The organism is Hymenobacter duratus, assembly GCF_014698995.1.
In the GTDB taxonomy this organism is placed as follows: Bacteria; Bacteroidota; Bacteroidia; order Cytophagales; family Hymenobacteraceae; genus Hymenobacter; species Hymenobacter duratus.
Map to the genome: position 1 here is coordinate 652994 of NZ_JACWZZ010000002.1, position 20769 is coordinate 673762.

Annotated in this window: 17 protein-coding genes; 12 read left to right on the forward strand and 5 right to left on the reverse strand. The window is 60.9% G+C overall.

Translation table 11 applies throughout. The features are described from left to right. Window positions 1–249: 249 nt before the first annotated feature. From argB to argH, 3 genes are all read left to right on the forward strand, one after another. A complete protein-coding gene (gene argB / locus IC231_RS10685) occupies window positions 250–1032 on the forward strand; it encodes an acetylglutamate kinase (protein ID WP_190784501.1) in 783 nt (260 codons plus the stop codon). Further along, window positions 1020–2087 carry a M20 family metallo-hydrolase gene (locus IC231_RS10690; protein WP_190784502.1) on the forward strand — a complete coding sequence of 356 codons (1068 nt, stop codon included), beginning with the start codon at window positions 1020–1022 and terminating at the stop codon, window positions 2085–2087. The genes argB and IC231_RS10690 overlap by 13 nt, the downstream gene beginning before the upstream one ends. A 204-nt stretch (window positions 2088–2291) precedes the next feature. After that, window positions 2292–3590, forward strand: coding sequence for an argininosuccinate lyase (argH, locus tag IC231_RS10695; RefSeq protein WP_190784503.1), 1299 nt, complete (start codon window positions 2292–2294; stop codon window positions 3588–3590). Window positions 3591–3978: 388 nt separating this feature from the next. Here the strand turns inward: argH and IC231_RS10700 are convergent, their stop codons facing one another. Continuing rightward, a complete protein-coding gene (locus IC231_RS10700) occupies window positions 3979–4524 on the reverse strand; it encodes a hypothetical protein (RefSeq protein ID WP_190784504.1) in 546 nt (181 codons plus the stop codon). A gap of 106 nt (window positions 4525–4630) precedes the next feature. Further along, entirely contained in the window at window positions 4631–6025 is a 1395-nt protein-coding gene (gene lpdA / locus IC231_RS10705) for a dihydrolipoyl dehydrogenase (RefSeq protein WP_190784505.1), read from the reverse strand. Between the two features lie 241 nt (window positions 6026–6266). Here lpdA and IC231_RS10710 point away from each other — a divergent pair, with 241 nt between their 5' ends. Beyond that, on the forward strand, window positions 6267–7007 hold the full coding sequence (locus IC231_RS10710) for a tetratricopeptide repeat protein (protein ID WP_190784506.1): 741 nt from the start codon (window positions 6267–6269) through the stop codon (window positions 7005–7007). A 156-nt stretch (window positions 7008–7163) separates the two neighbouring features. Here IC231_RS10710 and IC231_RS10715 read toward each other — a convergent pair whose 3' ends face one another. After that, window positions 7164–8408 (reverse strand): NAD(P)/FAD-dependent oxidoreductase, encoded by a 1245-nt coding sequence (locus IC231_RS10715; RefSeq protein WP_190784507.1) that lies wholly within the window; start codon window positions 8406–8408, stop codon window positions 7164–7166. 152 nt (window positions 8409–8560) lie between these two features. Between IC231_RS10715 and fabG the strand changes: the two genes are divergently transcribed. From fabG to IC231_RS10730, 3 genes are all read left to right on the forward strand, one after another. Then, entirely contained in the window at window positions 8561–9310 is a 750-nt protein-coding gene (fabG, locus tag IC231_RS10720; RefSeq protein ID WP_185887211.1) for a 3-oxoacyl-[acyl-carrier-protein] reductase, read from the forward strand. A gap of 878 nt (window positions 9311–10188) precedes the next feature. Then, window positions 10189–11127 carry a DUF808 domain-containing protein gene (locus IC231_RS10725; RefSeq protein ID WP_190784508.1) on the forward strand — a complete coding sequence of 313 codons (939 nt, stop codon included), beginning with the start codon at window positions 10189–10191 and terminating at the stop codon, window positions 11125–11127. Between the two features lie 153 nt (window positions 11128–11280). Then, entirely contained in the window at window positions 11281–11955 is a 675-nt protein-coding gene (locus IC231_RS10730) for a YiiX family permuted papain-like enzyme (protein WP_211538995.1), read from the forward strand. A 12-nt stretch (window positions 11956–11967) separates the two neighbouring features. Here the strand turns inward: IC231_RS10730 and IC231_RS10735 are convergent, their stop codons facing one another. Then, window positions 11968–12450, reverse strand: coding sequence for a hypothetical protein (locus IC231_RS10735; protein WP_190784509.1), 483 nt, complete (start codon window positions 12448–12450; stop codon window positions 11968–11970). Between the two features lie 226 nt (window positions 12451–12676). On the opposite strand from IC231_RS10735, the gene IC231_RS10740 reads away from it, so the two are divergent. From IC231_RS10740 to dnaK, 4 genes are all read left to right on the forward strand, one after another. Further along, window positions 12677–14749 carry a hypothetical protein gene (locus IC231_RS10740; RefSeq protein WP_211538997.1) on the forward strand — a complete coding sequence of 691 codons (2073 nt, stop codon included), beginning with the start codon at window positions 12677–12679 and terminating at the stop codon, window positions 14747–14749. A gap of 108 nt (window positions 14750–14857) precedes the next feature. Continuing rightward, window positions 14858–15766: a pseudouridine synthase gene (locus IC231_RS10745; RefSeq protein ID WP_190784510.1), complete on the forward strand. Its 909-nt coding sequence runs from the start codon at window positions 14858–14860 to the stop codon at window positions 15764–15766. Window positions 15767–15840: 74 nt separating this feature from the next. Beyond that, window positions 15841–16725, forward strand: a complete 885-nt coding sequence (locus IC231_RS10750; RefSeq protein WP_190784511.1) for an alpha/beta hydrolase — start codon at window positions 15841–15843, stop codon at window positions 16723–16725. A gap of 203 nt (window positions 16726–16928) precedes the next feature. Beyond that, a complete protein-coding gene (gene dnaK, locus IC231_RS10755) occupies window positions 16929–18875 on the forward strand; it encodes a molecular chaperone DnaK (protein WP_190784512.1) in 1947 nt (648 codons plus the stop codon). Window positions 18876–18969: 94 nt separating this feature from the next. On the opposite strand, the gene IC231_RS10760 is transcribed toward dnaK, so the two are convergent. Continuing rightward, on the reverse strand, window positions 18970–19398 hold the full coding sequence (locus tag IC231_RS10760) for a hypothetical protein (RefSeq protein ID WP_190784513.1): 429 nt from the start codon (window positions 19396–19398) through the stop codon (window positions 18970–18972). 203 nt (window positions 19399–19601) lie between these two features. Between IC231_RS10760 and IC231_RS10765 the strand changes: the two genes are divergently transcribed. Then, window positions 19602–20750 carry an FAD-dependent monooxygenase gene (locus IC231_RS10765; protein WP_190784514.1) on the forward strand — a complete coding sequence of 383 codons (1149 nt, stop codon included), beginning with the start codon at window positions 19602–19604 and terminating at the stop codon, window positions 20748–20750. Window positions 20751–20769: the final 19 nt, after the last annotated feature.

Below are 20769 nucleotides of genomic sequence, written 5' to 3' on the forward strand. Positions count from 1 at the left end.
CAGAAGCGCAATAGAAGAGAGTTGAATCATGACGGATGCCGCGGCGAGGCGAGGGAGTGTTTTCACGGTTTAAATCGTTTAAACCGCTAAATCGTTGCAAAACTAGATGATTTTTTTCGGAAACTTTGCCGCTCCGGGAGCAAAATAAATTTCTTAACAGTGAGGCCGCCCGGTTGCAGCCGGGGCCCGATGAGCCTCATTTTGGCAGCGTACGGCGCGCAATGCCGCATTTCTCCCTACTTGCATCCTATGAGCGAAGGCCTGAAAATTTTTAAAATCGGGGGCGGCATTATTGATGATGACGCCCAGCTGCAGCGGTTTCTGCGGGAGCTGGCGCAAGTGCCGGGCCGCAAGGTGCTGGTCCACGGCGGCGGCAAAGGCGCCAGCCAGATGCTGCGCGACCTGGGCCAGGAACCCCAAATGGTGCAGGGCCGCCGCATCACCGACGCGGCCACCCTCGACATTGTGACCATGTTCTACGCCGGCAAAACCAACAAGCAGGTGGTGGCCGGCCTGCAGGCCGCGGGCGTGAATGCGCTGGGCCTCTCCGGCGCCGATGGCAACGCCATCCGGGCCGTGCGGCGGCCGGTCAAGGACATTGACTACGGCTTCGTGGGCGACCTGCCACCCGACGCGGTAAACGTGCCCCTGCTGCACCAGTTGCTGGAAACCGGCATGCTGCCCGTGTTCTGCGCCATCACCCACGACGGCGCGGGCCAGCTGCTCAACACCAACGCCGATACCATTGCCAGCGTGCTGGCCTGCGCCCTAGCCCCGCACTACGCCGTGGAGCTGCACTACTGCTTCGAGAAGGACGGCGTGCTGCACGACGTGAATGACGACGCCTCGGTAATTCCGCAGATAACCGCCGCCGAGTACCAGCAGCTGAAGGCCGCGGGCGTCATTGCGGCCGGCATGGTGCCCAAGCTGGATAACGCCTTTGCCGCCCTGGAGGCCGGCGTGGAGCGGGTGGTTATCGAGCACGCCCTGCGCATCAACGAGCCCGTAAAAACCGTGCTATGCCGGAGCTAACCGCCCTTACCCACGACGCCATTGAGCTGCTGACCCAACTGGTGCAGACACCCTCCTTCTCGCGGGAAGAAGACCAGACGGCCGAGCTGATCTTCCGGTTTCTGACGTTCCACGGGGCCCGCCCCCAGCGCGACGCCAATAACGTGTGGGCCGTTTCGAAGCACTTCGACCCGGCCCGGCCCACCATCCTGCTCAACTCCCACCACGACACCGTGAAGCCCGGCGCGTCCTGGACTGCCGACCCGTTCGGGGCCGCGGTGGAAGGCGACCGGCTGACCGGCCTGGGCAGCAATGACGCGGGGGCTTCGGCGGTGAGTCTGCTGGCCACGTTCCTCTACTTCCACGAACGAGAGAATCTGCCCTACAACCTTATCTGCGCCATTACGGCCGAGGAGGAGGTATCGGGCGCGAACGGCATCCGCCGGCTGCTGCCGCTGCTGCCCCGGATTGACCTGGGCATTGTGGGTGAGCCGACGCAGATGGACCTGGCCGTGGCCGAAAAAGGTCTGGTGGTGCTCGACTGCGTAGCCCACGGCCGCACCGGCCACGCCGCCCGCGAAGAAGGCGAAAACGCCCTCTACAAAGCCCTCGACGACGTGCAGCGCCTGCGCAACTACCGGTTCGAGCGAGTATCGGAGCTGCTGGGCCCGGTGAAGCTGACCGTGACGCAGCTGCAGGCCGGCACCCAGCACAACGTGGTGCCCGACCGCTGCACCTTCGTGGCCGACGTGCGCACCAACGAGCTGTATACCAACCCCGAAGTGGTGGAGCTCGTGCGCGGCCTCATTGGAGCTGAGGTGACGCCCCGCTCCACTCACCTCAACTCCTCGCGCATCCCGCTCACGCACCCGCTGGTGCAGCGCGGCGTGGCGCTGGGCCGCCGTACCTTCGGCTCCGTCACCCTCTCCGACCAGTCGATGATGCCGTTCACCACCGTCAAAATCGGCCCTGGCGACTCGGCCCGCTCCCACACCCCCGACGAGTACATCCTGCTCAGCGAAATCCGCGCCGGCATGCAGGGGTACGTGGAGTTGCTGGACGGGCTGGAGCTGTGAGGTAGAGACGCAATATTTTGCGTCTCGTCGTTGAACGATTGGTACTGCGTGGAATGCTGACCGTAGTAACGCGCACCGTTAAACGACTTGAAACTAACTACAGCAACATCAGCAACGATGAGACGCAAAATATTGCGTCTCTACAGCCTGAATCAACTTTCCCATCAAACGCGAAGCAAAGGTTTCGCGCTACACCGCACTACCATGAAAATCTGGGATAAAGGCATTGCCGTTGACAAGAAAATCGAGCAGTTCACCATCGGGCGCGACCGGGAGCTGGATATGTACCTGGCGCAGTTCGACGTGCAGGCCTCCCGGGCCCAGGCCAACATGCTGGCCGGGGCGGGGCTGATTTCCGCGGCGGAAAACCAGCAGTTGCAGCAGGGCCTGCAGGAGCTGGCTGCCCAGCTGGAAGCCGGCACGTTCACCATCGGCGAAGACTTCGAGGACGTGCACTCCAAAATCGAAGCGTACCTGACCGAGCACTACGGCGACGCGGGCAAGAAGATCCACACCGCCCGCTCCCGCAACGACCAAGTGCTGACCGCCATTCAGCTGTTCCTGAAAGACTACACCCGGCGCGCGGCGGCCAAAACGCTGGAGCTGGTGGAGGTGCTGCTGCAGAAGGCGGAAACGCACAAAACCGACCTGATGCCCGGCTACACGCACTTTCAGGCGGCCATGCCCAGCTCGTTCGGGCTGTGGTTTTCGGCCTACGCCGAGCACCTGTTGCTGGACCTGGCCCTGTTTGAGGCGGCCCACACCGTGGCCGACCAGAACCCGCTGGGCTCGGGCGCGGGCTTCGGCAGCTCCTTCCCCATCGACCGGCTGCAGACCACGCAGGAAATGGGTTTCAACAACCTGGCCGTGAGCAGCGTGGGGGCCCAGATGCTGCGCGGTAAAACCGAGAAAACCGTGGCCTTTGCCCTGGCCGGCATGGCCGCCACCCTGGCCAAGATGAGCTACGATCTGGTGCTCTACAACGGGCAGGACATGGCCTTCGTGGAGCTGCCCGCGGCGTTTACCACCGGCAGCAGCATCATGCCCCACAAAAAGAACCCCGACGTGTTCGAGCTCATCCGGGCCCGCTGCAACGCCCTGCAGGCCCTGCCCAACACGCTCATGCTGGCCACCGGCAACCTGCCCAGCGGCTACCACCGGGACTTCCAGATTCTGAAGGAAATCCTGTTCGAGCCGATGACGCAGTTTCTCGATATCCTCGACATCGTGCTGTTTGCTCTGCCCCAACTGCGCATTAAGCCCGATCTGCTCAACCAGCCCAAGTACGACGCCGTGTTTACGGTGGAGAACATCAACCAGCTGATCCAGACCGGCACGCCTTTCCGCACGGCCTACAAGCAGGTGGGCCTGGCCGTGGAAGATGGCTCCTACGTGCCGCACAAGGAATTCCAGACCACCCACCTGGGCAGCGTGCACAACCTCGGCCTCGACGAAATCCGGGCGAAGGTGGCGCGGTTCCGGGCGGGTAGCCGCTTGGGATAGCGCCGGCCTCGCCTGCTAGCCGGCCCGGCACAACGCCGCCCGGCCCTCATATCCCGTCTGGCGTTACCGAAGTCCCTCCCGGGACGCCTGAAGGCCCGAAAGTATCTCCGGGAACGTCTTCGGTTGCGCCGGGAAGAGGTTCGGTTAGGCCGAGAAAGGCTTCGGGAAAGCCGGGCGGCGCTTCGGGCGGGCCTGGAAAGACGTTGGTTGTGGCGGTAGATGTTTGGGTTGGCCCGGCTGGCTGTTCGGGTGCCCTGGGCGAGGCTTAGGCCGCTGACGGGAAACAAGCCGCTTGGTTTAGATTAGCCTGATTCAGCAACCTAAAAGCCTCGCGGTAATGCCCACAATCTGGACAGTACCGCGAGGCTTTTAGGTTCAGGTTATTTGGTTACTTTTTGACGACCTGCAACGACGCCATGATTCGCTGGGCGCTGGCTTTGTACACTTCCAAATCCTTCTTCACGCAGTTGAATGTTACAATAAGCAGCCGGCCTTCCACATCCGTGAAGAACATAAGGTTGTATATCTCCGTGTCGATGGCGGGGGTAAGCATTTCCAGATAGCCAACCTGACGACCATGAATGGTGCGCAGGCCGTGGCCGTACCAGGTTGCATTTGGCTGGGCCTTCTGCAAAGCACTATACAAGGCCTTTTCGTAGGCGGGCAAGGCAGCCTGATCGGCCTTGTTCTGAGTCCAGTTGAAGGCCACATTGGTTGCGCCTCGCTCATCTGTGAAAACCTCCCGAGGACGCTGAGCAGACGGATACTTGAGTTGCAGCATCTCGGGGTCCATTTCAGTGAAGCATCCTGGAATCAGTATCTCTACTTTTCCGTCAAGAATCTGACGCTTCTCAAGGGTTAAGGCTTGCCCCGAGGCTGCTGGTATTACAAGTAGCAGAAGCGCCACTACCACACAATAAATCGTCGCTTTCATTTACAATAGCTTAAGTTATAACTCAAACCTAGTGAAAACGCCCCGAAATCAGTTGATTCCGGGGCGTTTCTCTATCCGGCCAAAGCCAGAAGCGGTGCTACAACTCTTACAGGTGAATTACCTCGCCGTAGGCGGCGGCGGCGGCTTCCATGATGGCCTCGCTCATGGTGGGGTGCGGGTGCACGGCCTTGATGATTTCGTGGCCGGTGGTTTCGAGCTTGCGTGCTACTACCACTTCGGCAATCATTTCGGTCACGTTGGCGCCAATCATGTGGGCGCCCAACCACTCGCCGTACTTCTTGTCGAAGATGACTTTCACGAAGCCGTCTTTCACGCCGGCCGCCGAAGCTTTGCCGGAAGCGGAGAACGGGAATTTGCCTACCAAAATATCGTAGCCCTGCTTTTTGGCTTCGGCTTCGGTGAGACCCACCGAGGCAATTTCCGGCGAGGCGTAGGTGCAGCCGGGAATGTTTTGGTAGTTGAGCGGCTCGGGGTGATGGCCGGCAATTTTCTCCACGCAGATGATGCCTTCAGCGGAAGCCACGTGAGCCAGCGCGGGGCCGGGCACGATGTCGCCGATGGCGTAGATGCCGGGCACGTTGGTCTGGTAGAAGTCGTCCACAATCACGCGGCCTTTCTCCACCTTGATGCCCAGCTCCTCGATACCAATGTTTTCGAGGTTGGTTTGCACGCCCACGGCGCTCAGCACCACGTCGCACTCAATCTGCTGGTCGCCTTTGGCCGTTTTCACGGTCACGAGGCAGCCGGCGCCGCTGGTGTCTACCTTGGTTACCTCGGCCGAAGTCAGCACGTTCACGCCGATTTTCTTGAAGGATTTCTCCATCTGGCGGCTCACTTCCTCGTCCTCCACGGGCACGATGCGCGGCAGGTATTCCACCACCGTCACCTCCGAACCCATGGTGCGGTAGAAGTAGGCAAACTCGACGCCGATGGCGCCGGAACCCACCACTACGAGGCGCTTGGGCAGCTCGGGCATCACCATGGCTTGGCGGTAGCCAATGATTTTCTTGTTGTCGACGGGCATGGTGGGCAGCTCGCGCGAGCGGGCGCCGGTGGCCAGAATGATGCTCTTGGCCTCCACGGTTTCCTTAGTGCCGTCGGCTTTGGTGAGCTCCACTTTACCGGGGGCTAGCAGCTTGCCGGTGCCCATCAGGGCGTCGATTTTATTCTTTTTGAACAGGAAGTTGATACCCTTGCTCATGCCCTCGGCCACACCGCGGCTGCGCTTGATAACGGCGTCAAAATCGTAGCCCACGCCTTCGGCCTTGAGGCCATAATCGGCGGCGTGGTTGAGGTATTCAAACACCTGGGCGCTTTTGAGCAGGGCTTTGGTTGGAATGCAGCCCCAGTTGAGGCAGATGCCGCCGAGCGACTCCCGCTCGATAACGCCGACTTTCAGACCAAGCTGCGAAGCCCGGATAGCAGCCACGTAGCCGCCGGGGCCGCTGCCGACAACGACCAGGTCGTATTGCAATGCCATGTTGTTGTACTTGAGGGTGAGATTGGGAAACCCGCGCCGGGCATGAACTGCTGGCGGGGCCCGGCAAAGATAGGCAGGCGGCGCAACTCGCCAACCTGCCTGCTTTTGTGCGCGCCGCCGGGTGCGGCAGCGGGTGCAACCGGCAGAAATCCTTGCCAGCGGATATCCGTTCTGGTAGCGCTGCCGTAGAAGGCCCGACTGGCTTTTTACGGCCTATTGCATTCTTTTTCGCTCCCCTGCCATGACTCACCGTTACGCTTCCCTCCTCTCCATTGCCGGCAGCCTGCTTTTCTTTTCGCAGTGTGCTACCACCGTTGAAACCGATAAGCCTACTGCCACCGCCCAGCGTGCCATGCGCCAGGAAGTAGCCACGCCGCGCGCCGCCGACAGCACCGGCGCCAGCCTTTCGGCTTCTGCGGCACCTGCTATTCCGCTGCCGGAAGCGCCTTCGTCGGTGGAAGCAGCGGCCCCCAAAACCAGCGCCGACTACCGCAAGGCTATTAGGGTGGCCGATGCTACGCTGGCCAGCAAACCGCGCGACTTTGATGCCGTGCTGACTCGCGCCAAGGCCAAAAGCCACCTCAAGGACTACAACGACGCCATTGCCGACTACAACTTTGCCGCTCGCCTGCAGCCCAAGAACGCCGAGGTATACTACAACCGGGGCCTGAACCGCCTCAAGCTGAAGCAATACACGGCGGCCATTTCCGACTTTAGCAAAGCCACCCGCTACAACCCTGCCGACAAGGAGGCCTTCTTTGGCCGGGGCGCGGCCCGCATGCAGATGTTCCAGTTCAAAACCGCCATTCCGGACTTCACCAAGGCCATTGAGCTGGACCCCACCTACGCCGACGCCTACGAATACCGCGGCATCAGCTTCTCGTCCATTAACAAGCCCAACGAGGCCAAAGCTGACCTCGAGAAAGCCACCCAGCTTAACCCTGCCGCCGCCAAAAGCCTGCGCCGCTACGCGGGGAAATAGGTACTGCGTTAGCAGAAACACTCCCTTTTCATCATCCTGAACGCAGTGAAGGACCTTATTACAGCAGAACGAAAATCGTTGTATCGATTCGTTCCGCTGTAATAAGGTCCTTCACTGCGTTCAGGATGACAGGTGGTTGCCAGCCCCGCCACCCTATCATTTCCGGCCGAAAAGCAGCTTTAGGTAGAAACTGGGCTGGCGCACCCGGGCGCGCATATCCAGGTCCAGGAACATCATGGAGAGAGTTTCGGCCAGCGTGGGGTTGCGGGCGGCGCGGTTGGCCACGAAATTGAACAGCCACGGATAGTCGAGCAGCTTCTGCATGGCGCGGCTCAGGCGCAGCTCCTGCCCCAGGCGGTTATACACGGCGGCATCGTAGCCGCGCAGGAAAGCCGGCGCGAAATTCCGGGCTGCCAGCGCCCGGCCGGCCCAGTCGGCGGCGTGCCTTCCCGATACCATAGCGTGGCTGATGCCTTCGCCGGTAAACGGGTCGATGAGCGACGCGGCGTCGCCGAGCAGCAGGTAGTTCCGGCCCGACAAGGCGCGCCGTTTGGAGCCCAGCGGCAGCCCGAAGCCGCGCACCGGCCCCAGCCGCTCGGCTTCGGCAAACCGGTCTTTCAACGCCGGGTGCGTAGCCAGGATTTCCGCGAGCCGCTCGCGCAGGTTCACTCTCTTCTTCGATACGGCTTCCGTGAGCATGCCCACACCCACGTTGGCTTCGCCGTTGGGCAGCGGAAACACCCACAGGTAGCCGGGCAGGAAGTCCTTGATGAAGTGCAGCTCGATAAAGTTGTCGGGGTGCAGGCCGCGCACGCCGCGGTAGTAGGCGCGCAGGCCGGCGCAATGGTGAGCCGGTTCCAGCGCGTGCCCGGCAATCTGGCGCGCAAACCCCGACTGCGCCCCGTTGGCCACCAGCAGCAGCTGCGCCAACGCTACGGGAGTGCCGTCGGCGGTTTTTAGGAGCCAGCGGCCATCGGGCTGCTGCTCCGGCTGGGCCACGTCCGTTCCTTCCCGAAAGTCGATTTCCGTGCGCTGGCGCACTTCTCCAATCAGAAAATTATCGAAGTCGATGCGCTTGCTGATGTGGCCGGCGGCCGGGTCGGTGGCGGGGTTATAGCTGTATTTGAACGGCACCGTCAGCCGGCGGCCGTTAGGGGCGTAGAAGTCGATGCCCCAGCTGGGTATTTGCGTGGGCAGCGCCTGAAGGCGGGCGGGCAGCGTGGCATCAATCCGCTTCAGTTCCACCAGCACTTTGCCGCTGAGCGCGTCGCCGCATACTTTGTCGCGCGGGAAGGTGGCGCGGTCCAGGAGCAGGCAGGGCTGGCCAGCGTTGGCGAGGTGCAGCGCCGCGGTGGCGCCGCCGGGGCCGGCCCCCAGAATGCAGATGTCGGTTTCGAGCACGAAGTAATTTTTAAGAGCTGATTCTCGGCTTTTTGTCTGTAAAACCCGGAATCCAGCCACGAAGATGGCAACTTGCCTGCACTCCTGCGTGTTCAGCTCGTCTATTCACCCCGAAAACCACCAACCCAAATCCAAAAACCTATCTTCGCCGCATGACTAAACTGCTCGACGGAAAAGTGGCCCTCATTACGGGCGCTTCCAAAGGAATCGGCCGCGCTATAGCGGTATATTTTGCCCAACAGGGCGCTCAGGTGGCTTTCACATACCTCTCCAGCGTGGAGAAAGGCCAGCAGCTCGAAGAAGAACTGGCCGCCCACGGCTCCAAGGTAAAGGGCTTCCGCTCCGATGCTTCGGTGTATGCCGAAGCCGAGAAGCTGGTGGAAGACGTGGTGGCGGAGTTTGGCAAGCTGGATATTCTGGTGAATAACGCTGGTATCACGCAGGATGGCCTGCTGATGCGCATGAGCGAGCAGCAGTGGGACCAGGTGCTGGCCGTGAACCTGAAATCGGTGTTTAACCTGACCAAAGCCGCCACCAAACCTATGATGCGCGCCAAAGCCGGCAGCATCATCAACATGAGCTCAGTGGTAGGCATCAAAGGCAACGCGGGCCAGAGCAACTACGCGGCGTCCAAATCGGGCATTATCGGCTTCACGAAGTCGGTGGCGCTGGAGCTGGGCTCGCGCAACATCCGCTGCAACGCGGTGGCGCCCGGCTTCATCGAAACCGAAATGACTGACGCCCTCGACCCCAAGCAGGTAGACGAGTGGCGCAAAGCCATTCCGCTGAAGCGCGGTGGCACCCCCGAAGACGTGGCCAAAGCCACCGCCTTCCTCGCCTCCGACGATAGCAGCTACATCACCGGGCAGGTGCTGCAGGTGGATGGCGGCATGCTGACGTAGAACGATTGTAGCGCATTCCCGGCCGTCATGCTGAGCCTGTCGAAGCATCTCTCCCGCCTCAGTCATCAGATTACGTTGGCGGGAGAGGTGCTTCGGCAAGCTGAGCATGACGTTTTTTTTTGCCGGTTCTACTTGTCGTATGAATATTAAAAAGCCCGGAGTTGGTGACGTTGCAATGATGCTTCGGCTGCTCTGGCTTACGTTGTGTGCACAGCACAGGGCGCAGGTGCCCGATTAGCCATACATGCATCCTCTTCCGCCGGGGAAGAGCCTGGATATTTTTATTTCTACTCTCTTCCCGAGTGGAAGTGCTCAGAAATAGTTACATCTGCCCTCTTCCCGTGTGGAAGTGCTCGGAAACTTTTATATCCAGGCACTTCCCCGGCGGAAGTGCTCAGAAATAAAAATATCCAGGCACTTCCGCCGGGGAAGTGCCTGGATATTTTTATTTCTGAGCACTTCTTTCTGAGCACTTCCAAGACACGCAGGCAGTGGTTTGAGGTCAAAGCCGAAGGTTGTGTCACCATTCAGATACAACGCTCCCATTCGGTTGCTTTGAGCTTGGCTTTTTTGATCTGGTCAACAGTTAGATTTCAGTGGGTTTGATACTGCCGTGGTCCAACAAGCCCTAGCAAACCCGACTATCGGCACCAGCCTCCAAACACCTGCGCCCCTCGTCTTTTTTGCAGCAAAACCGTAGTAGCACGGCGTACCCTCGCAGTCGTTGCTTGCCGGCTGGCCCGCTGAACTTCGGCGCTAGGCCCGTGGCCAACGTACGACTGCTCCGGATACCTTTGCAGCGGCCTGCCGCCCGACAACCCGGGCACGCGGGCCAGCTGCACGCTTTCAACTTTGCTTGTTTCACTCAACCAACCCGCATGGCCTCCGGACTTTTTGCTCTACTAGATGATATTTCGGCTTTAGTGAAAGTCAGTGCCGCCAGCCTGGACGACGTGCCAGCGCAGGTAGCCAAAACCACCGGCAAGGTGTCGGGCATCGTGATTGACGACACGGCCGTGACGCCCAAGTACGTGGTGGGCCTCGACCCTAGCCGGGAGCTGTCCATCATCTACCAGATTGCCAAAAAGTCGCTGTTCAACAAGCTGCTGATTCTGACGCCGGCGGCGCTGGTGCTGGGCTATTTCGCGCCCTGGGCCATCACGCCCATTCTGATGCTGGGCGGGGCCTACCTGTGCTACGAGGGCTACGAGAAGGTGCATTCCATGTTCAGCAAGCACCCCGAGGCTCACGCGGAAACCGAGCAGATGGAAACCATTACGCCGGAGGAGCTAGAGCAGCAGCGCGTAGCCGGCGCCGTCCGCACCGACATCATTCTGTCGGCCGAAATCATGGCCATTGCCTACAGCCAGGTTACGGGCCAGCCCATCGTGAACCAGATTGTGGTGATGCTGGCCGTGGCGGTATTTATCACGGTGGCCGTGTACGGCTTCGTGGGCCTGATTGTGAAGGCCGACGACATTGGCCTGCACCTGGCGGAAGGCGACAACAGCGCGGCCACCAAGAAATTCGGCCGCGGCATCGTGAAGTTCATGCCCAAGTTCCTCAACATCCTGAGCTACGTGGGCACCGCCGCCATGCTGTGGGTGGGCGCCGAAATCATTGCCCACGGCATCCCCTTCACCGCCCACCTGCTCCACGATTTGGAAGAAGCCCTGGCCTCCATGCCCGCCGTGGCGTGGCTGGCTAAGGTAGTGGCCTGCGGCCTGGGCGGCCTGGTGGTTGGCTTTGTGGTTGACCAGATCGTACGGCTGGTGAAAAAGATGATGCCGGCTAAAAAGGAGGTGGCGGCCAAGTAGCGCGAACTTTGCAGTTCGCGCCCCCGCATCTTCTTACTAGGTGGTCATGTTGAGCAAAGCTACAGCTTCTCTACTGCGGGCTACTCAACCAGCTCCTGATGCGGCGGAGTCGTTTCGGCTTCATGCAGCATGAAATGCCTTTTCTGTTCTGCCATGAATCGTACGCGTAGCCTGTTGGTGGTGGTCATGCTACTGGTCGTGGCGTATGGAATGTACCCGCACCTAAAGCGCCTGGTGCAGCGCCCCGCCGGACGAATGCAGGCGGAGCTTACTACGCTGCGCCTGTCGGTGAAGCTGCGCGAAGGCGACCTGATATTCCAGACGTCGCAGTCGGCGCAGAGTCAGGCCATCCAGCTGGCCACTCACTCCCCTTACAGCCACTGCGGCATGCTATTGCGGCAGGGCGGCGAGTGGCAGGTGCTGGAGGCGGTGCAGCCCGTGAGCATCACACCCCTGGAGCAGTGGATTGCGCGCGGCAAAGGCCAGCACTTTGTGGTAAAGCGCCTACGCGACGCCGACCAGGTGCTCACGCCCACCGTGGTGCGCCGCCTCCGAGACACTGGCCGGCGCTACTGGGGCAAGCCCTACGACCTGTATTTCGGGTGGTCCGACGAGCGGCTATACTGCTCGGAGCTGGTGTGGAAAGTATACCACGAGGTAACCGGCCGGCAAATTGGCCGGCTGCAGCGGCTCCGCGAGTTTGACCTATCCCACCCTGCCGTGCAGGCCAAACTGCGCGAGCGGTACGGCCGCCAGCTTCCACTTGATGAGCTGGTAATTTCGCCGGTGCGGATGTTTGAAAGTCCGGAGCTGGTAGAGGTGCGGTAAGTAAGCTAGCGGCTACCTCTCCGTCACCCGGATGGGGGTAGCCGACAGGCCATACGCCTGCATCACCTGCTTCGCCTGCTCCGGGGTCAGGCGCTTGAGCGGCAGCTGTTGCAGCACTACATCTTCGGGTGCGGAGGAACGCATGATGAGCAGGCCAAACACTTCCTTCTTGGTTTCCAGGTCCAGGTTTTTGCCGGTGCAGTACGCGTTGTAAGCATTGGCAACGGTGGTCAGAATATCGATTTCCTTGTCCGGATTCTGGTCTTTCTGGAAATCTGCTATCCACTGTTCCCGGCTGCTGGGCTCCACTTCCCGAAAAGAATTGACCAAGTAATCTATCTTTTCCAGCTGCTGGCGCGTGAGGGAGTCGCGCAGTACCGGACCGGGCTGCACTTCCTGCGGGCTGGCTTCTACCACCGTTTCCTTGGGCGTGTCGCTCTGGCAGGCCTGCAGCACGACCAAACTCACTGACAGCAAGAAGTATATATTTTTCATTCGAAAAGCATTGAAGCAAAGAGCACGCAAGATGGGGCTCAACCCGTGCCCAAGATATCCGGAATGCAGCAGAACCTGTCAGGCTGCGGATGCCGGGCGCATCCGGCCCCGGCCATAAGTTTCTAACTTCGCCGCATAGCCCGTTATCCGGGACGCATGGCCCGAGGCAAGCAACTTCCCGCCTTGGTTAGGAGTTCTTGGGTTCCCACTGATACTATTCTCGTCTTTGATTTCTGTCGCTGCTTCTCCCTGGTTGATTCTGCTGTGCCTGCTGGCAGGTGCGGGCTACGCGGCCCTGTTGTACTCGGCCAAAGCGCCCTGGAGCCGGGGCCTCAACTACGGGCTGGCCGCGCTGCGTTTTGTGGTCGTGAGTCTGCTCTGCTTCCTGCTTCTCTCGCCGTTCATCAAAACCACCAGCAACACCACCGAAAAGCCTACCATCGTGCTGGCCGTCGACAACTCGCAGTCGGTGGGGCTGTTTACGCCGGCGCCGGTGCTACAGCAGGCTACCACCGGGCTGCAGCAGCTGCAAACCGCGCTGCGTGCCAAAGGCTTTGCGGTAGAAACCCGCCCGCTGGGTGGCGCCGCTGCCCGCCCCGACTCGCTGCGCTTCACGGCTCCGGCCACCGACCTGAACGGCCTGCTCAACAGCGTGCGCGAAACCTACGACGGCCGCAACCTGGCCGGCGTGGTGCTGCTCTCCGATGGTATCGTGAACCAGGGCCAGTCGCCGACATACTCCGAGTTCAGCTTCCCGATTTATAGCGTAGCCGTCGGCGACACGATACCGAAGAAAGACCTGAGCCTACACGCCCTGAACTACAACCGCGTGGCGTTCAGCGGCAACCGGTTTCCCATCGAGGCCGATATCAGCTATGACGGATTTGCGGGCGGCACGGCTGTGGTACAGCTGCGCGAAAACGGCCGCGTGCTCCAGACGCAGCGCGTGGCGTTGCCGGCAGGCCGGCGGCGCACCAAAGCCACGTTTACGATAGTAGCGCCGGCGCCCGGCAAGCGCCGCTACGAAGTGGTGATTGAGCAGCAGCCCGGCGAATTCACGGCCCTCAACAACAGCAAGTTCGCCTACATCGAAATCGTGAAGGGCAAGCTGCGCGTGCTGCTGGCGGGCGCCGCCCCGCACCCCGATCTGAAAGCCCTGCGCGCCGCCATCCAGCAAAACGACAACTTCGACCTGATTACGTATCTGCCTGGCATCAGCCCGCTGAAAGCCGGCCAGGACTACGATGTGGCCATTCTGCACCAGCTGCCGGCCCGCACCGGCGAAGGCGCGGAGGTGCTGGCGCAGGTGCGCAGCCGCCGCATTCCGGCGCTGTACGTGCTGGGCGCGCAGTCTGATTTCAACGCCTACAATGCTCTCGGCACCGGCCTCACGGTGCAGCCGCGCGGCTCCCAAACCGACGACGTGACGCCCGTACTCAACCCGAGTTTTTCGCGGTTTTCGTTTGAGGAAGAAGCCCAACGGCGCTTTGCGGCCTATCCGCCCGCGCCAGTGCCGTTCGGCGACTACCGGCTGGGTGGCGGGGCTGAGGCGGCGCTGTTTCAGCAGGTAGGCCGCCTCAAAACCCAGAAGCCGCTGCTGGTATTTGGCGGCTCGCCGCAGCAGCGCCAGGCCACGCTGCTCACGGATGGCAGCTGGCAGTGGCGCCTGCAGGAAGCCGTAGAGCACAACGACCAGCCCCAGGCCTACGACCGGATGGTGAACCGCACTCTGCAGCTGCTGACGCAGAACGCCAACAAGAAGCGCCTCGACGTGTATCCCACGCAGGATGCCTTCAGTAGCCAGGACGACGTGACCTTCGCGGCCGAAACCTACAACGCCATTTTCGAGCGGATCTACGGCCAGCAAATCACGCTTACGCTCACCGACGAGCAGCAGAAAACCCGCACCTTCACCTACACTAATGCTGAGGATGGCGCGGCGCTGCACCTGGGCTCGTTGCCGGGCGGCCTCTACCGCTACGCGGCCCGCGCCACGCTTTCGGGGCAGGCACAGCAGGACCGCGGCGAAGTGCTGGTGCAGGAGCAGCAGCTGGAAGCCCTGCAAAGCCGCGCCGACCACAACCTGCTCTACCAGCTGGCCCGCCGCAGCGGCTCGCGGCTCTACTATCCGCAGCAGTTTCAGCAGCTCACCGACGACATCCTGAAGGCCGATTACAAGCCGATAATCTATGCGCAGGAAGACCTGAAGGACCTCATCAATCTGAAGTGGCTGTTCTTCCTGATTCTGGCCCTGGTTACGGCCGAATGGGCGACACGCAAGTATTCGGGCGGGGTGTAGCAGGCGTTGTACCCCGAAGCGGCCCTTCGGCCCACCTGCGAGAAACCGCCCAGCACCGTACCACCGGACTGAAGCGCCGCTTCGGGATACAGATGGTACCTTTGCGCCATGCGCTACATCCTGCTCAACAAGCCCTACGAAGTTCTCACCCAGTTCACCGACGAAGCCGGCCGGCAAACGCTCAAGGATTTCGTGGCCGTGCCCAACATCTATCCCGTTGGCCGCCTCGACTATGATTCAGAAGGCCTCGTGCTGCTCACCGACGACAAGCAGCTGCAGCACCGCCTCTCGGAGCCCCGCTTCAAGGTGCCGAAAACGTATTGGGTGCAGGTGGAAGGCATTCCGACGGAAGAAGCGCTGGAGAACCTGCGCCGCGGCGTAGACCTGAAAACAGGTTACACCACGCCCGCCGAAGTGGCGCTGCTGCCGGATGCGCCTGAGCTTTGGGAACGAAGCAAGCCGGTCCGGTTCCGGGCCAACATTCCTACCAGCTGGGTCCAGATTCGCATTTCGCAGGGCATGAACCGGCAGGTGCGCAAGATGACGGCTGCCGTGGGCTACCCGACCCTGCGCCTGGTGCGCGTCAGCATTGCCGACATGGAAGTGGGCGCGCTCCAGCCCGGCCAATGGCGCGAGCTGACCACCGACGAAGTGCAGGCGCTGCGCGAAGACATGGCCGCCCAAACGGCTGCGGCCGGCACCTTCAAAACGCCTAACAAAGGCACCGAATACTGGCCCGGCGGCATCCGGCCAGCATCCGCCAAAAGCGGCCAGAATAGCGCCGGCGGCTACAACCGGGGCGGCTTTGGCGGCCAGGGCAGCGCCAAAAGCACGGGCAGTTCTGCTGCGGGTCGAAACGCCAGTGGCTCGTTCAAAGCCCGGCCCGCAGGCGGCAAACCAGCTGGCAGTTCCACGCCCGGCAAAACCGGCAGCAAGCCCGGCCCTAAGTCGGCGGGTCGCGGCGCGGGCCGCAAGCCGGGCCCGGCAGGCGGTGGCCGTTCCGGCGGGCGCGGCTAGTGGTGGGCCGCAAGTCGCGGAAGTCGCGCCGGTGGCGGCAGGCGTTGCTGCTCCTGGGGTTAGCCTTTCTGGCGATGAACGTAGTGGCGGCTTTTCACGCATGGCGCTTCACGCACTTCGTGGTGGAAGACGGTATTCACACCAACAACCCCGAGCAGCTGACAGCCTCACAGAGGCTGTGGGTACTGCTGACTGGCATCAAAAACCCCAAGCCCGTCAACCAGGCCCGCCCCGACTTTCCATACGTTACGCTCTACCTGTCCAGTCCCAACGGGCAGTTGGAATCGTGGTATAGCGCCGTGCCGGAGCCGCGGGGTACCGTGGCGCTGTTTCATGGCTATACCAGCTCCAAAAGCAAGCTCCTGACCGAAGCCGCCACCTTCCGCCGCCTCGGCTACAACGTGCTGCTCACCGATTTTGCCGGCAATGGCGGCTCGGCGGGCAACGTATGCACCGTGGGCCACCATGAGGCGGAAGATGTGGCTGCCGTTATGCGTTTGCTGCAGCGGCGACCTGGCGCGGTATATATCTATGCCAATTCTATGGGCGCCGTGGCCACGTTGCGGGCGGAGGCGGAGCTGGGCGTGCGGCCCATTGCCAACGTGCTGGAATGCCCTTATGGCTCCATGCTGCAGACTGCCCAGAGCCGCTTCCGCTCCATGCACGTCCCGTCCTTCCCGATGGCCAACCTGCTGGTGTTCTGGGGCGGCCTGGAAAACAACTTCTGGGCCTTCGACCTCGACGCCACTACCTACGCTGCCCGCACCTCTACTCCCACCCTACTCCTGTGGGGCAAAGCCGACCCGCGTGTAACCCGCTCCGAAACCGATGCCATTTATGCTGCTCTGCGCGGCCCTAAGCAGCGGCAGTATTTCCCGCGTTCCGGCCACGAGCCGTACTGGTGGAAGCATCAAACGCTGTGGGAACAAACAATTCAGGATTACCTAAGCCAGCAGTAGCCTGCCCTGCTGTCAGCATATCCCGCTTGCCGAATTTCCGTAAAAGCCAGTCCGTCGCAGATTTTTCCCTGGCATTCTCGCAAAGTGACAATCTGTCACGAAAAAAGGCTTTTTCAGGGGCTGGTACGCGTCTTGTAATTCCCCCGATGCGAGTAATTCGCACCTAGTATCTGACACTCCAACTCCTAACAATAACCAGTCAAATGGGCAAAATAATCGGTATTGACCTCGGCACCACCAACTCGTGCGTGGCCGTAATGGAAGGCAACGAGCCGGTGGTAATTCCGAACAGCGAAGGCCGCCGCACGACTCCCTCAATCGTGGCGTTCCTCGATAACGGTAAAGGCGAACGTAAAGTAGGTGACCCCGCTAAGCGTCAAGCCATTACCAACCCCACCAACACGCTCCAGTCGATCAAGCGCTTCATGGGCCGCGGCTTCGGTGAAGTGACTGAAGAAGCGAAAAACGTGTCCTACCAATTGGTACGAGGCGCCAACAACACGGTGGCCGTGCAAATCGGCGACCGGCAGTACACGCCGCAGGAAATTTCGGCCATGGTACTGCAGAAAATGAAGCAGACCGCCGAAGATTACCTGGGCCAGCCTGTAACGGAAGCCGTTATCACGGTTCCTGCCTACTTCAACGACGCCCAGCGTCAGGCTACCAAAGAAGCTGGCGCCATTGCCGGCCTCGATGTGAAGCGCATCATCAACGAGCCAACTGCCGCCGCCCTGGCCTACGGCCTCGATAAGAAGCACAAAGACCAGAAGATTGCCGTGTATGACCTTGGTGGTGGTACCTTCGACATCTCCATTCTCGAACTGGGTGATGGTGTATTCGAAGTACTGAGCACCAACGGTGACACCCACCTCGGCGGCGACGACTTCGACCAGGTAATCATCAACTTCCTGGCCGAGACTTTCGCCAGCGAAAATGAAGGCCTCGACCTGCGCAAAGACGCTATGGCCCTCCAGCGCCTGAAAGAGGCTGCTGAGAAAGCCAAAGTAGAGCTGTCGTCTTCGACGGAAACGGAAATCAACCTGCCCTATGTAACGGCTACCGCTTCGGGTCCGAAACACTTGGTGGTGAAGCTGAGCCGCGCGAAGTTCGAGCAGCTCGCCGATAACCTGGTGCGCCGCTCGATGGAGCCTTGCAAAAAGGCGCTGCAGGATGCTGGCCTGAGCACTTCCGACATCGACGAGGTAATCCTCGTGGGTGGCTCGACGCGCATTCCACGCATCCAGGAAGAAGTGGAGAAGTTTTTCGGCAAGAAGCCTTCGAAAGGCGTTAACCCCGACGAAGTAGTGGCCGTGGGCGCTGCCATCCAGGGTGGTGTACTGACCGGCGAAGTGAAGGACGTGCTCCTGCTCGACGTAACGCCTCTGTCGCTCGGTATCGAGACGATGGGCGGCGTGATGACCAAGCTCATCGAGTCGAACACGACCATTCCTACCAAGAAGTCCGAGACCTTCTCGACGGCTTCGGATAACCAGCCTTCGGTTGAGATTCATGTGCTGCAGGGCGAGCGTCCGCTGGCTTCGCAGAACCGCACCATCGGCCGCTTCCACCTCGATTCGATTCCGCCAGCACCCCGTGGTGTTCCGCAAATCGAGGTGACCTTCGACATTGACGCCAACGGCATTCTGCACGTATCGGCCAAAGACAAAGGCACCGGCAAAGAGCAGAAAATCCGCATCGAAGCCTCGTCGGGCCTCACGGACGCCGACATCGAGCGGATGCGCAACGAGGCGGCGGCCAACGCTGACGCTGACAAAGCCGAAACCGAGCGTATCGGCAAAATCAACGCCGCTGACTCGATGATTTTCCAGACGGAAAAGCAGTTGAAAGAGTACGGCGACAAGCTGAGTGCCGGCAACAAGACGGCCGTTGACAATGCCCTTGCTGACCTGAAAAAGGCCCACGAGAGCAAAGACATCAGCCAGATTGATACGGCCATGGAAGCCATCAACACGGCTTGGCAGGCAGCTTCGCAGGAAATGTACGCCGCTACCCAGGGCGGTGCCGATGGCCAGCCTGGTGCTGACGGCGGCAACCCCTTCGGTGGTGCCGGCCAGCCCGGTGGCAACGGCCAGCAGGGCCAGCCGCACGACAACGTGACGGACGTCGACTACGAGGAAGTAGGCAAGTAATTGCCGGCATCCTCTAAATAAAGAAGGCCCGAAGCAGATTGCTTCGGGCCTTCTTTATTATCCGGGCTATGTCAGGTTGGGGGCTGGCCGTGGGCTATTCCATCTTGCGCAACCAGGCATGAGCTTCTGTTTCACTTTCGAATAGCCGATAGGTAAGCGCCGATTCGCGGGCCTCGCTCATAACCAGATTCATCGAGAGCCGCGCGAATACGTCGTGCGCAATCAGCACGGCGCCGTAGAACGACTTGCCTTCCGTGGCGGCGGTGTTGAGCCAGTTGTCCGTAATCCAGACTCGCTCTTCCTCCGTGAAAGCCGACATGACGCGCTGGTCGCCGAGCAGCTTGTGCCAGCCTCTGCTGTGCAGCAAACGGGCCGCATGCGTCAGAAAGGCCTGGAGCTCCTGCATCTTGCGCTTACCGGCGTTGTATTCCACAATGGCGTATCCGTCAGGGTCTTCCCAAAGGCGTCCAACGGGGTTTTCGAAATACAGGCGGAGTGGTTTTGGAGTAGAGAGTGGGGACATAGAAAGAGAAAACCGGGTGCTAATCCTGAGCAGCTGCAGAACTGGAAATAGAGCAAATATACCAGTCGGGGCGAAGTACGCAGCACGCGGGAGGCATCGGACCGGTGTTCAACGCGCAGTACTGTTGTGCTTTTCTTGGCTTCAGACGAACTTCGCCATCTTGCAGCAAAGTGTTCCTAAGCAGGCATTTTTACCTATTTCAGATGGCTCATTTTCTCCTAATTGGCGGCGGTATCGCGGGCCTGAGTGCGGCGCATGCCTTGCTGCGACACGGACACACGGTGCGCGTGTTCGAGGCGGCGCTAGAGTTGCGGGAGGTGGGCGCGGGGGTGGTGCTTGGAGCCAATGCCATGTGTGCTCTGCAAGATCTCGGCCTGCACGAAGCGGTGCGCCCGCATGGCACGGCGGTGACACACCTTCAGCTACTCAACCAGTACGGGCGCCTGCTTCAGGCAGCCGACACTACGGCTTTCACGCGCAAGCTGGGTTTCGAGAATGTAGGAATTCATCGGGCGGTATTGCAGCAGGAATTGCTGCGTAGGCTGCCTCCCGGCATTGTAGCTCTGGGCAAGTCTTTTGAGTGGTTCGAGGAAACGGCAACCGGCGTTGAGGCACATTTTGCTGATGGCACATCTGCCTCCGCCGATTTCCTGCTTGGGGCAGATGGCCTCCGCTCACGGGTGCGGCTTCAGCTGCTGCCTCAAGCTACGCCGCGCTACGCCGGCTACACCTGTTGGCGGGCCATTGTAGACGGTTCGCGGCTGGCCCTGCCGGAAGGCGAATCGGGCGAGACATGGGGCGAGCGGGGCCGCCGGTTTGGGTACGTGCCGGTGGGCGACGGCCGGGTATACTGGTTTGCCTGCCTGAACAGTTCTGCGCCGCAGAACTCACTGTTTCGGTCTTATCGGGTTACCGATTTGCAGCGGGAGTTTGCCGGGTTTCATGCTCCCGTTCCGGCGCTGCTGGCCCTTACCCGCGACGACCAGCTCCTCTGGAACGACATTCAGGATCTGAAGCCCCTCTCCCACCTGGCGTATGGCCGCGTCCTTCTCCTCGGCGACGCCGGCCATGCCACAACGCCCAACCTGGGCCAGGGCGCCGGCATGGCCATTGAAGATGCCGCCGTACTCAGACGATGCCTTGCCCAAAACCCTGACGTCGAGGCGGCCTTCCGCAGTTTCGAGCAGCGCCGCCTGCCTCGCACCTCCCGCGTCGTGCAGACTTCCTGGCAGCTGGGCCGCGTGGGTCAACTCGAAAATCCGCTGCTAACCCTGGTGCGCAACACGGCTATGCGGCTTTTGCCGGCGGCCATGAGCCGCAGCCAGATGGCGTGGCTGTATGAAGAAGTGTAGCGCCTGATCAGGCCCCAGT